The sequence below is a fragment of the Thioalkalivibrio sp. ALgr3 genome, from assembly GCF_000377325.1.
In the GTDB taxonomy this organism is placed as follows: domain Bacteria; phylum Pseudomonadota; class Gammaproteobacteria; order Ectothiorhodospirales; family Ectothiorhodospiraceae; genus Thioalkalivibrio.
Genome location: NZ_KB897984.1, coordinates 35,400 through 47,197 on the forward strand (window position 1 = coordinate 35,400; position 11,798 = coordinate 47,197).

Below are 11,798 nucleotides of genomic sequence, written 5' to 3' on the forward strand. Positions count from 1 at the left end.
GTACCCCCTCAGGAGCGCGCTTGCGCGCGAAAACCGCGGTCAGTGCTGGCGACCACCCCGCAGGATGCCGCGCCGCGACCCCTGGACGAAGTGGATCAGATCGCGCACCTCGGGGATATCGGTCTCCGCCAGCATCTCGTCGAGATGCGATTCGCGCCCGGCGCGCCCGCGCATGCCGCGGATGAACACCCGATGCAGCCCCTGGATCGCCTCGTCGCTGAACCCGTTGCGGCGCAGCCCGATCTTGTTGATCCCGATCAGCCGCGCGTAGTTGCCGCTGGCCAGACAGTACGGCGGCAGATCGCGGTTCAGGGCCGAGCCCATGCTGGTGAACGCGAAGGTCCCCACGCGGCAGAACTGGTGCACCAGGGTAAAGCCGCCCAGAGTGGCCTTGTCGTGGATCTCCACGTGGCCGGCCAGCGAGGTGGCATTGGAGAAGATGATCTCGCTGCCGATGGTGCAGTCATGGGCGATGTGCACGTAGGCCATGATCAGGTTGTCATGGCCGATCACCGTCTCGCCCAGTCCCTTGGCGGTTCCGCGGCTGAGGGTCACCGACTCACGGATCACGTTGCGGTCGCCGATCACCAGGCGGGTCGGCTCGCCGCGATAACTGGTGTCCTGCGGCTCCTCGCCGATCGAGGAGAACTGGAAGATACGGTTGTCGCGGCCGATCTCGGTCGGCCCGTTGATCACCACGTGCGGCCCGACTCGGGTCCCCGCGCCGATGCGCACGTTCGGGCCGATCACCGAGAACGGTCCGACTTCCACCGAGCTGTCGAGCTCGGCGCTCGGATGGATGTCCGCCCGCGAATCGATCACGCGTCGATTTCCTTGCCCGCACACATCAGTTCAGCGGTGGCGCAGATCTCGTCTTCCACCTTCGCCTCGGCATCGAAGCGCCAGATCCCGCGCACCGTGCGCGTCAGCTCCACCCGCAGATCCAGCTGATCGCCGGGCACCACCTGGCGGCGGAAACGCGCCTGGTCGATGCCCACGAACAGGTAGAGCTGCTGCTTGTCCTGATTGACGCCGCGCGCCTCCTCGGTCTTGAACGCCAGCAGCCCGGTCGCCTGGGCCAGGGCCTCGAGGATCAGCACCCCCGGCATCACCGGCTTGACCGGGAAATGCCCCTGAAAGAACGGCTCGTTGATGCTGACGTTCTTCAGCCCGACCAGGTGCTCGCCGGGTTCGCATTCCACCACCCGGTCCACCAGCAGGAACGGGTAACGGTGAGGGAGGTACTGCATGATCTGCTGAACGTCGAGGGCATCCACGGGGCGTATCCTGTTTTCTTGTCCTGGTGATGTTGTTTCGGGCCGCCGGATGCCCTGCTGCTCATGTGTCGCGCGCGCGTCGGCCCAGGCGCCGCAGGCGGGCCAGGGTCCGGTTCCACAGTCGGGCCTCCTGATGCGGAACGCCCGAGGCGTAATGCCCGGCCTGCTCGATGCTGCGGGTGACCAGGGTCATCGCGTGAATCGTCACGTGGTCGGCGATGCTCAGATGGCCGAGGATCCCCGCCCCGCCGCCGATGGCACAATGCCGGCCGATGCGGGCACTGCCCGCGATACCGACACAGCCGGCAATCGCCGTATGGTCTCCAATCTCGACGTTATGGGCAACATGAACCAGGTTGTCGATCTTCACGCCGTGACCAATCCGGGTGTCTTCCACGGCCCCGCGATCGATCGTGCAGTTGGCCCCGATCTCCGCATCATCACCCACGCGGACCCCGCCCAGCTGCTCGATCTTGAGCCAGGTGCCGTCTTCCGGCGCGAAGCCGAAACCGTCGGCCCCGATGACCGTCCCGGCGTGCACCAGACAGCGCTCGCCCAGCACCACGCCGTCGAGTACCCGCACGCCGGGATGCAGGAAGCTGCCCGCGCCGATCACCGCGTCGCGGCCGACATGCGCCTGCGCCTCCACCACGGCACCGGATTCCAGGCGGGCACCCGCGCCGACGACCGCGCCGGCAGCGACCGTCGCGGCGGGATCGACCCGTGCCGACGGATCGACAACCGCCGAAGGCGCAATGCCCGGCTCACGCGCGCGGCGCGTTGCGGCCAGCATCTGGCTCACACGCGCATAGGCCGGATAAACCGCCGCCACGCGGATGCGCACCGCCCCCGCCGGCAGAACCGCGGCAGGCAGATCGGCGGGAATCAGCAGGGCCCCGGCGCGCGAGTCCGCCAGCCCGTCCGGCAATGCATCGGCGCGCACCACGAACGCCAGCTGATCCGGTGCCGCACGCGCCGGGGAGGCCAGTCCGCGGATACGCCGCGCACCGTCGCCCTCCAGCTCGCCCCCGACCCGACGCGCCAGGGCCGCGGTCTCGATGCCGTCCGGATCACTCACGCTGCATCGCGGCCAGCACGTCGTCGGTGATGTCCACGCGATCCGAGGCGTAGAGCACGTTGCGCTCGGTCAGGATCACGTCGATGTCGCGCTCGCGCGCCAGCTCGGCGATCGCGTCGTTGATGCGCCGCTGCAGGCGCGACAGTTCCTCGTTGCGGCGCACGTTGAGGTCCTCGGAAAAGCTCTCCTGGGCGCGCCGGAACTCGCGCGAACGGGCCGAGAACTCGCGCTCCAGCGCGGCCCGTTCGGACGGGTCCATCATGTCGCCCTCGCGCTCCAGGCGATCGCGCAGCCGCTGCAGTTCCTCGCGTTCGGCCACCAGCTCGGAATCGCGCGGGGAAAACTCCTCCTCCAGCTCGCGCATCGCCTGTTCGGCCTGCGGCGAATCCTCCAGGATCCGGTTCATGGTCACGTAACCCACGGTCTGCGCGTCGGCCATCGCGGGCACTGCCGTCCAGCCCGCCACCACCAGTGCGAAACCGATCCCGGCCGTTATCCAGGCCTTCATGCCGCCTCCCGGGGCATTGCCGCCCCCGTGCTTGTCACTGCGGTTGTGCTCGTTCAGAAGCCCGCGCCCAGCTGGAACTGGAAGCTCTGGGTATCGTCACCCGGCTCGTCGTTCAGCGGCTCGGCCACGCTGAAGCTCAGCGGCCCCACCGGCGAGAACCAGGTCAGCGCCAGTCCCGCCGCCGCGCGCAGCTCGCCCACGTCGAAATCGCCCGGCTCGTTGAACACGTTGCCGGCGTCCACGAAGGTACTCATGCGGATCGCATCGTTATCCGCGGCGAACGGGGCCGGGAAGAACAGCTCGCCGGACACCGTGGTCCGCAGGCGCCCGCCATAGGGATCATCGTTGCTGTCGCGCGTGGCCGGCTGCCCGTTGCGCAGCGGCCGCAGGTCGCCCAGACGGTTGGCCTCGTAGCCGCGCACCGACTGGATCCCGCCGGCAAAGAACCGTTCGAAGAACGGCAGTTCGTCGCTGCCGAACCCGTCGCCGTAACCGATGCCTCCGGAAACGGAGAAGCTGAAACGCTCGCTCAGGCGGAACAGCTCCTCGCCGGAATAGGTCAGCTTGTAGAACTCGCGATCACTGCCGGGAATCGCCAGCTCCATCCCGATCCGGTGCCGCCGGCCCTCGCTGGCGAAGGTCGTCGAATCCCGCGTGTCGTGGATGAAGCTGGTCTCCAGCTTGACCAGGTTGGCCGTGTCACCGAACTCGTCCAGTTCGTCGCGGATCTCCACCGGCGTGCCCGTACGCCCGCCGGTGTGGTCCACGGTATTGACCGCAATGTGCTCGAATCCCGGCCGGATGCGCACCCGGTCCACCTCCGACAGCGGGATCCCGTAGGTCACGTTGAACCCGTAGCGGTCGGTGGAATAACGCGAGATGTTCGCCGCTTCGGCGTCCACTTCGCGGTAGAACACCGAGAAACCGCGGCTGGCCCCGGCCGGCGTGTAATGCGGGTTCGTCAGGTTCATGCGGAAAACCCGGTTCACGTCGGAGGTGCTGATCTCCGTGGAAAACCGGTTGCCGGTGCCGAGGAAGTTGTCCTGCGAGATCGAGCCGGACAGCAGCAACCCCTGGTTCTGCGAATACCCGGCGCCGATGGACAGCGCGCCGGACTGGCGTTCGGTCACGCTGATGTCGAGATCGACCTCGTCGTCCGAGCCCGGCACCCGCCGCGTTTCCACGTTCGCGCTGGCAACGAACGGCAGCCGCTGCAGGCGGATCCGCGAGCGCTCGATCAGCGCCCCGTTGTACCAGGACGACTCCATCTGCCGCAGCTCGCGGCGGTAGACGCTCTCCTGGGTGTTCTCGTTGCCGGAGATGTTGATCCGCCGCACGTACACCCGGGGACCGGGGTCCACGAAGAACGTCACCGTGACTTCACGGCTGTCCTCGTCGACATCCGGCACCGGATTGACGTTGGCAAAGGCATAACCCTCGCGCTCCAGGCGTTCCGCCATGCGCTCCGCCGACTCGGTGACCTGGCTGCGCGAGAACGGCGCGCCCAGATCCACCTCGATCAGACCCTCGAGTTCCTCCTCCGGGATGACGAAATCACCGGCCAGCGAAGTGCCGGTCAGGGTATAGGGTTCGCCCTCGTCGACATTGATGGTGATGTACAGGTCTTCGCGATTGGGCGACAGCGTGACCTGGGTGGAATCCACGTCGAACTCGAGAAAGCCGGAATCCAGGTAGCGCGAGCGCAGGGTCTCGAGGTCGCCGGAGAGCTTCTCGCGGGAATAGTCATCACGGCTGGAGAAAAACTGCCACCAGCGCGGGATCCCCGATTCGAAATCACCCTTGAGATCGCCGTCGTCGAACGCCTGGTTGCCGACCAGGTTCACGCCCCGGATCTTCGCCTGCGGCCCTTCGGTGATGTCGATGTCGACATCCACCCGGTTGCGCGCCAGGTCGACGATGTCGACGTCGATGCGCACGTTGTAGCGTCCGCGGGCGAAATACTGTTCGCGGATCTCGTTCTCGATGCGCTCCAGCAGCGTCCGGTTGAACACCCGCCCGCTGCGCAGGCCCACCGATTCCAGTGCCTCCTCCAGCGCCTCGTCGGGGATGTCGTTGTTCCCGGAGAAGCGGATCTCGTTGATCGCCGGCCGTTCGGAAACGATCACCACCAGGACGTCACCGCGCCGCGCCAGCTCCACGTCGTCGAAAAAGCCGGTGCGGAAGAGCTCGCGGATCACCTCCGGCGTCTGGCTGTCATCGAAGGTGTCACCCACCTCCACCGGGAGATAGCTCAGAGCCGTCCCCGCGGTAATGCGTTCCAGCCCTTCAATCTCGATGTCCTCGATCTGATAGGCCTGCCCCCAGGCCGGCCCCGCGAGGGTCACCAGGCCGAGCAGGGCCCATCCTTTCAAGCTTTGTCGCGCCATGCTGTCCGCCAAGTGGAGGGCGTCCGGTCCCGTTTCCGGTCAGCCGAACAACCGTGTCAAGTCGTTGTAGAAGGCGAGGATCATCAATGCCGCGATCATCAGCAACCCGATCTGCTGGCCCACGATCTGGGTCTTTTCCGACACCGGGCTCCCCTTCACGGCTTCCGCCGCGTAGTACAGCAGGTGCCCGCCGTCGAGCATCGGGATGGGCAGCAGATTGATAATCCCCAGCGACACGCTGACGATCCCGAGAAAACCGAGGAAGGCGGAGATCCCGATGACCGCGGACGTGCCGGCAAACTCGGCTATGGTAACCGGTCCGCTGATATTTTTGACCGAGGCCTCGCCGGTCACCATGCGCCAGAGGATCCCGAGGGTCAGGGTCGTGACCTCCCAGGTCCGCACCGCGCCGGAACCGACAGCCTCCACCGGCCCCTGGCGCACGATCACGCTCAGCTCGCGCATCGCCGGCTGATCCGGATCCACGCCGGCCCCGATCCGCCCGATGGTACCCTGTTCGGCCTCTACCGGCTCGGGGGTCAGCGTCACCTGTTGCCGCACCCCGTCGCGTTCCAGCGTGACGGACAGCTCGCTCCCGGCGCTGGCCCGGATACGCTCGACCCAGGCATTCCAGTCCGCGACGCCGTCGCCGTTCATCGCGACCACCCGGTCCCCGGGCTGCAGCCCGGCGCGATCGGCCGGCGAACCGGATTCGACCTGGCCGATCACGGGCTCCAGCTGCGGCCGGTACGGCGCCACGCCCAGGCGGTCGAGGAACTGTCCCTCGCCCAGCAGTTCGGCGCGGGCCGACAGATCCAGGCTGCGTTCGATCTCGCGACCGTCGGCATCGCGGACGATCAGCGGCACCGTATCACCCCGCACCGCGTGGTCAAGCAGCCGCAGGTTGGCCTGTTCCCAGTCCCCGACCTCGCGCCCGGCGATGCGCACGATCTCCTCGCCCCGCTCCAGGCCCGCTTCCGCGGCCGGCGATCCCGGGGTGATCTCGCCCACCACCGGGCGCACGCCGCCCACGCCGATCATGAACATCACCGCGAACACCGCGATCGCCAGCAGGAAGTTCGCCGCGGGGCCGGCGGACACCACGAACGTCCGCGCCCCCAGTCCCTGGCGATCGAACGCGCGGTGTTCCTCGTCCGCCGGCACCTCGCCCTCGCGACCGTCGAGCATCTTCACATAGCCGCCCAGAGGGATGGAGGCGATCGCGAATTCGGTCCGATCACGCCCGAAACGCCGCGACCACAACGGCCGCCCGAAGCCCACGGAAAAACGCAGGACCTTCACGCCCATCAGGCGGGCCGCCAGAAAATGGCCGTACTCGTGCACCGTGACGAGCACCCCGATCGCCACGACAAAGGCCAGCAGACTGGTCAGAAATCCCGTCACACCGCTTCACGCCTCCGCATGTCCAGCCAGTCCCGCGCGTGCGCTCTCGCCCGCGCGTCGGCACCCAGTACGACTTCCAGCGTCTCCGCGGGTTCCGGCTCCATCCCCTCCAGGGTCGCCTCGATCAGGGCCGGGATCGCATCAAAGGCCAGCTCGCCCGCGAGGAAGGCCTCAACCGCGATCTCGTTGGCGGCGTTCAGCACCGCGGTGGCCGTGCCCCCCTTCTCCAGCGCGCGCTGCGCCAGGCGCAAGGCCGGATAACGGGTCTCGCAGGGCTCGGAGAATTCCAGCGCCCCCATGCTGAGAAGGTCCAGTGCCTGTACACCGGAGGACATGCGTTCCGGCCACGCCAGCGCATGGGCGATCGGCGTGCGCATGTCGGGGTTGCCCATCTGCGCCAGCACCGAGCCGTCTTCATACGCCACCATGGAGTGCACGATGCTCTGCGGATGCAGCACCACCTGGATGCTCGTCGGCGGCACCGCGAACAGCCAGCAGGCCTCGATCAGCTCGAGCCCCTTGTTCATCATCGTCGCCGAGTCGACCGAGATCTTGCGACCCATGTCCCAGTTGGGGTGGGCGCAGGCCTCGTCCGGGGTGATCTCGCCGAAGGTCTCCAGCGAGCGCTCGCGAAACGGCCCGCCGGAGGCCGTCAGCCAGATCCGGCTGGCCCCGTGCGGGCTCACCGGATCGGCGCAGGTGTAGCCGTTGGGCAGGCACTGGAAGATCGCATTGTGTTCGGAATCGATCGGCAACAGCCGCGCGCCCGAGCGCCCGACGGCATCCATCAGCAACGCCCCCGACATCACCAGCGCTTCCTTGTTGGCCAGCAGCACCCGCTTGCCGTGCTCCGCCGCCGCCAGGGTCGGCAGCAGGCCCGCGGCGCCGACAATCGCCGCCATCACCGCATCCACCTCGGGCGCGCGACAGACCTCGACCAGCGCCTCCGCACCGCCGCGCACCTCGGTCTCGCAGCCGGCAGCGGTCAGGCGGTCGCGCAGGCTCTCCGCCGCCTCCGGCTCCACCATCACCGCCACCCGCGGGCGAAACTCCAGGCATTGCGCCTCCATCCGCTCGACATTGCGGTGCGCGGTCAGCGCGTACAGCGAGAAGCGTTCCGGCTGGCGCGCCACCACGTCCAGGGTGCTGAGTCCGATGGAGCCGGTGGAGCCGAGGATGGTGATCTGTTGCTTGTTCATGGAATGCTCCCGGAGGTCGGGGCGTGGTGCCCCGGAAACCATCAGGCTGCGGGTACCGGCCACAGCTGCAGCCAGTACAGCCCGCCCGCCAGCACTGGTGCCGCCGCAAGATGGCTGTCCACACGATCCAGAATACCGCCGTGCCCCGGCAGCAAGGAACCGCTGTCCTTGGCCCCGGCACGGCGCTTGAGAATGCTTTCGAACAGATCGCCCACCACCGAGATCAGCCCGGTCACGATGGACAGCAGCACGAACGGGAGGGCATCCATCGGATCCAGATCGGCGGCCCCGGCCACGATCACCGCGAACACGAACACCAGGCCCATGCCCCCCATCAGGCCCTCGCGGGTCTTCCCGGGACTGATCTCGGGCGCCAGCGCGGTGCGGCCGAAGCGCCGACCCGCAAAATACGCCCCGGTATCCGCCAGCCCGATCAGTACGATCAGATAGACCACCAGCAACGGTTCGAGACGATGCAGCGCCAGGATGGATACACCCGCGGCGAGGACCATCAGCAACCCGCTGGCCCGCAGCAAGGGACGCCAGACCGCCTCCGACGCCGTATCCGCGTGATAGAACGGCAGCGCAAAGGCCGCCGCCGCCCACAGCGCCACGCCCAGGATCACCCCCGTCAGCTCCAGGTGCTCACTGCCCGCCAGGGTCGGCAGCGCAATCCCGGCCACCGCCAGCACGGTCCAGGGCACCAGCATTGCGGCACCCCGAAGCCGCGCCAGAACGCCCCACTCCCAGGCCGCCAGGCCCAGGGTCGCGGCGACCAGGATCAGCACCGCCCACGCCGGGCCCCAGGCAATCAGCGCCAGCGCCGGCAACCCCAGCGCACTGGCCGTGATCACGCGCTGCTTAAGCATCCACCGCCTCGCCCTGCGTCCCCGGAACGCCCCCGAAACGGCGCTGCCGGCCGGCATACCATTCCAGCGCGGCGGCGAAATTCTCGCGGGTCATGTCCGGCCACAGGGTATCGATGAACAGCAGTTCCGCGTAGGCCGCCTGCCACAGCAGAAAATTGCTGATCCGCTGCTCGCCGCCGGTGCGGATCAGGAGATCCACGTCGGGCAGGCCTGCGGTACTGAGATAGCGTTCCAGACCGATCTCGTCGTCGCTGCGCGCACCGTCTCCCTGCTCGCGCACCCAGCGAAGCGCCGCCTGCTGCACGTCCCAGCGTCCGCCATAGCCCAGCGCAATCACCAGTTCCAGACCCCGGTTGTCACCGGTCCGGCGCTCGGCCTCCTGCATGCGCTGCTGCAGTTCCTCGGGGAAACGTGCGCGCTCGCCGATGAAACGCAGACGCACGCCGCGCTCCAGCAGTTCCGGGAGGTCACCCTCGATCGCCGTGATGAACAGCTCGAACAGCGCCTCCACCTCGTCCCGCGGACGGCGCCAGTTCTCGCTGCTGAAGGCAAACAGGGTCAGCGCGGTGACCCCGCGCTCGCCGAAATAGCGGACCGCCTCCCGGGTCGCGCCGAGGCCTTCACGGTGCCCGGCGGCCCGGGGCTGGCCACGCGCCTCGGCCCAGCGGCCGTTGCCGTCCATGATCACCGCCACATGGGCGGGCAGCACGGCTTCGGCACTCATGTTCGGGTGCGGATCCGGCATGATCGGAGGCCGTCAGACCTCCATCAGCTCGTTTTCCTTGTCGGCGAGCATCTTGTCGATGCGCGCGATGTGATCATCCGTCAGCTTCTGGATCTCGTCCTGAGCGCGCTTTTCGTCGTCCTCGGAGATCGCCTTGTCCTTCACCTGCTGCTTGAAGGTATTGTTGGCGTCACGCCGGATGTTGCGCACGGCCACGCGCGCCCCTTCGGCCTCCGACTTGACCACCTTGACCAGCTCGCGCCGCCGTTCCTCGGTCAGCGCCGGCAGCGGCACGCGGATCACCATCCCCTGGGACGACGGGTTGAGCCCCAGATCGGAAGTCATGATCGCCTTTTCGATCTTGCCGATCATGTCCTTCTCGTAGGGCTGCACCGCCAGCGTGCGGGCATCCTCGGCATTCACGTTGGCCACCTGGTTGATCGGCACCTCGGTGCCGTAATACTCCACGTGCACGTGATCCAGAAGGCTGGGGTGCGCGCGCCCGGTGCGAATCTTGCCCAGTTCCGTGCGCAGCGATTCCAGCGTCTTGTCCATGCGCTCGCGCGCATCCTTGATCGTCGCATCTGTCATTGCCTGGACCCCTCGACCAGGGTTCCCACCGCCTCGCCCATCACCAGGCGCTGCAGGTCCCCCTTCGCAAACATGTTCATGACTCGTATCGGCAGCTCGTTGTCGCGGCACATCACCAGTGCGGTGGTGTCCATCACGCCCAGACGGCGCTCCAGTGCGTCGTCGTAGGTGAGCTTGTCGAAACGCCGTGCGTCCGTCTGTGTGAACGGATCCGCGTCGTACACCCCGTCCACCTTGGTGGCCTTGATCATCAGATCGGCATTGATCTCGATCGCCCGCAGACTGGCCGCGGAATCGGTGGTGAAGAACGGGTTCCCGGTGCCGGCGGCAAATACCACTACCCGGCCCTTTTCAAGGTGCCGCACGGCGCGCCGACGGATGTAATCCTCGCAGACCTGGTTGATGCGGATGGCCGACATCACCCGGCAGAAGCGCCCGGCCCGCTCGATCGCGTCCTGCAGCGCCAGGGCATTGATCACCGTGGCCAGCATGCCCATGTGGTCGCCGGTCACGCGGTCCACGCCGCCTTCGGCCAGCCCGGCGCCACGAAAGATATTGCCGCCCCCGATGACGATACCCACCTCGACCCCGCGCCGCGAGAGTTCGCAGACCTCTTCGGCCACCTGCGACAGCACCGCCGGATCGACACCGTAATGATGTTCCCCCAGCAGGGCCTCCCCGCTCAGCTTCAGCAGGATGCGTCGGTAGGCGGGCTGCGTGTCCTGGCTCATCGGGTTCCTTTTCTCGGGCTGGCTGACGGGATCGGAGTGGTATTAATCCTGAAATGCTGCTTGTTACGGGCAGGCCGGACCCCGCAGGATCCGGCCCGGCCGGCTCAGGCCCCGCGGGCCTGCGCCATCACTTCCTCGGCGAAGTTCTCGCTCTTCTTCTCGATACCCTCGCCCACTTCGTAACGCACGAAGCCGGTGACCTTCGCGCCCTTTTCCTTGAGCAGGTCGCCCACGGTCTGGTCCGGGTTCATCACGAACGCCTGACCCACCAGGGTGATCTCGCCGAGGTACTTGCGGATGCGCCCTTCGATCATCTTCTCGATGATGTTCTCCGGCTTACCGGATTCCTCGGCCTGGGCCTTGAACATCGCCCGTTCCTTGTCGAGCATCTCGGTCGGGACCTCGTCCTCGTCCACGCACACGGGCTGCTGGGCCGCGATGTGCATGGCGATGTGCTTGGCCAGCTCGTCGTCGGCCTTGTCCAGCGCGACCAGCACGCCGATGCGTGCGCCGTGCTGGTAGGCGCCCAGCGAACCCTCGGCGTTGAGGCGCTCGAAACGGCGGACCTGCACGTTCTCGCCGACCTTGGCCACCAGCTGGGTGCGATGCTCTTCCAGCTTCTCGCCCTCGACTTCTTCGTTCATCAGGCCATCCACGTCGGTGGCCTCGGTGTTCAGCGCGGTCTGCGCGCAGCGCGTGGCGAACGCACGGAAGTTGTCGTCGTTGCCGACGAAGTCGGTCTCGCAGTTCACTTCCACGATCACCGCGCGGTTGCCTTCGCTGACGATCTCCACGCGACCCTCGGCGGCCACGCGGTCGGCCTTCTTGTCGGCCTTGGCCATGCCGGACTTGCGCATGGCCTCCACGGCGGCCTCGAGGTCACCGTCGGTTTCGGTGAGGGCCTTCTTGCATTCCATCATGCCTGCGCCGGTGCGTTCGCGCAGTTCCTTAACCTGGGCAGCACTGATTGCCATCGGAATCAACTCCTGAAGAATTCTTGCGGGGCCGGCCGCGCGGATCGCGGCCGGCC

Annotated in this window: 12 protein-coding genes; all 12 read right to left on the reverse strand. The window is 67.3% G+C overall.

The window, feature by feature from the left end:
• Positions 1–39 precede the first annotated feature (39 nt).
• Complete coding sequence (gene lpxA, locus C998_RS0109965) at positions 40–822, reverse strand: acyl-ACP--UDP-N-acetylglucosamine O-acyltransferase (protein ID WP_018870721.1); 783 nt, start codon at positions 820–822, stop codon at positions 40–42.
• Positions 819–1,277, reverse strand: a complete 459-nt coding sequence (gene fabZ, locus C998_RS0109970) for a 3-hydroxyacyl-ACP dehydratase FabZ (protein WP_018870722.1) — start codon at positions 1,275–1,277, stop codon at positions 819–821. Before fabZ ends, lpxA begins: the two co-directional genes overlap by 4 nt.
• 61 nt (positions 1,278–1,338) lie before the next feature.
• Positions 1,339–2,355 (reverse strand): UDP-3-O-(3-hydroxymyristoyl)glucosamine N-acyltransferase, encoded by a 1,017-nt coding sequence (gene lpxD, locus C998_RS0109975; protein ID WP_018870723.1) that lies wholly within the window; start codon positions 2,353–2,355, stop codon positions 1,339–1,341.
• On the reverse strand, positions 2,348–2,863 hold the full coding sequence (locus C998_RS0109980) for an OmpH family outer membrane protein (protein WP_018870724.1): 516 nt from the start codon (positions 2,861–2,863) through the stop codon (positions 2,348–2,350). Before C998_RS0109980 ends, lpxD begins: the two co-directional genes overlap by 8 nt.
• A 53-nt stretch (positions 2,864–2,916) precedes the next feature.
• Entirely contained in the window at positions 2,917–5,250 is a 2,334-nt protein-coding gene (gene bamA, locus C998_RS0109985) for an outer membrane protein assembly factor BamA (protein WP_018870725.1), read from the reverse strand.
• 39 nt (positions 5,251–5,289) lie between these two features.
• Positions 5,290–6,654 carry an RIP metalloprotease RseP gene (gene rseP / locus C998_RS0109990; RefSeq protein WP_018870726.1) on the reverse strand — a complete coding sequence of 455 codons (1,365 nt, stop codon included), beginning with the start codon at positions 6,652–6,654 and terminating at the stop codon, positions 5,290–5,292.
• The gene (gene ispC / locus C998_RS0109995; protein ID WP_018870727.1) at positions 6,651–7,853 is read right to left on the reverse strand and encodes a 1-deoxy-D-xylulose-5-phosphate reductoisomerase; all 1,203 of its coding nucleotides are present in this window, start codon (positions 7,851–7,853) and stop codon (positions 6,651–6,653) included. The genes rseP and ispC overlap by 4 nt, the downstream gene beginning before the upstream one ends.
• Before the next feature lie 41 nt (positions 7,854–7,894).
• Positions 7,895–8,722, reverse strand: a complete 828-nt coding sequence (locus C998_RS0110000; protein WP_018870728.1) for a phosphatidate cytidylyltransferase — start codon at positions 8,720–8,722, stop codon at positions 7,895–7,897.
• A complete protein-coding gene (gene uppS / locus C998_RS0110005) occupies positions 8,715–9,467 on the reverse strand; it encodes a polyprenyl diphosphate synthase (RefSeq protein WP_018870729.1) in 753 nt (250 codons plus the stop codon). The genes C998_RS0110000 and uppS overlap by 8 nt, the downstream gene beginning before the upstream one ends.
• Before the next feature lie 12 nt (positions 9,468–9,479).
• The gene (gene frr, locus C998_RS0110010; RefSeq protein WP_018870730.1) at positions 9,480–10,037 is read right to left on the reverse strand and encodes a ribosome recycling factor; all 558 of its coding nucleotides are present in this window, start codon (positions 10,035–10,037) and stop codon (positions 9,480–9,482) included.
• Positions 10,034–10,768: a UMP kinase gene (pyrH, locus tag C998_RS0110015; RefSeq protein WP_018870731.1), complete on the reverse strand. Its 735-nt coding sequence runs from the start codon at positions 10,766–10,768 to the stop codon at positions 10,034–10,036. Before pyrH ends, frr begins: the two co-directional genes overlap by 4 nt.
• 104 nt (positions 10,769–10,872) lie before the next feature.
• Positions 10,873–11,742: a translation elongation factor Ts gene (gene tsf, locus C998_RS0110020; RefSeq protein ID WP_018870732.1), complete on the reverse strand. Its 870-nt coding sequence runs from the start codon at positions 11,740–11,742 to the stop codon at positions 10,873–10,875.
• Between the last annotated feature and the right edge of the window lie 56 nt (positions 11,743–11,798).

Bases quoted from the DNA above. Each gene is read 5' to 3' on its own strand.
- C998_RS0109980 (WP_018870724.1), bottom strand. From the start codon at position 2,863: ATGAAGGCCTGGATAACGGCCGGGATCGGTTTCGCACTGGTGGTGGCG.
- bamA (WP_018870725.1), bottom strand. From the start codon at position 5,250: ATGGCGCGACAAAGCTTGAAAGGATGGGCCCTGCTCGGCCTGGTGACC.
- ispC (WP_018870727.1), bottom strand. From the start codon at position 7,853: ATGAACAAGCAACAGATCACCATCCTCGGCTCCACCGGCTCCATCGGA.
- C998_RS0110000 (WP_018870728.1), bottom strand. From the start codon at position 8,722: ATGCTTAAGCAGCGCGTGATCACGGCCAGTGCGCTGGGGTTGCCGGCG.
- uppS (WP_018870729.1), bottom strand. From the start codon at position 9,467: ATGCCGGATCCGCACCCGAACATGAGTGCCGAAGCCGTGCTGCCCGCC.
- frr (WP_018870730.1), bottom strand. From the start codon at position 10,037: ATGACAGATGCGACGATCAAGGATGCGCGCGAGCGCATGGACAAGACG.
- pyrH (WP_018870731.1), bottom strand. From the start codon at position 10,768: ATGAGCCAGGACACGCAGCCCGCCTACCGACGCATCCTGCTGAAGCTG.
- tsf (WP_018870732.1), bottom strand. From the start codon at position 11,742: ATGGCAATCAGTGCTGCCCAGGTTAAGGAACTGCGCGAACGCACCGGC.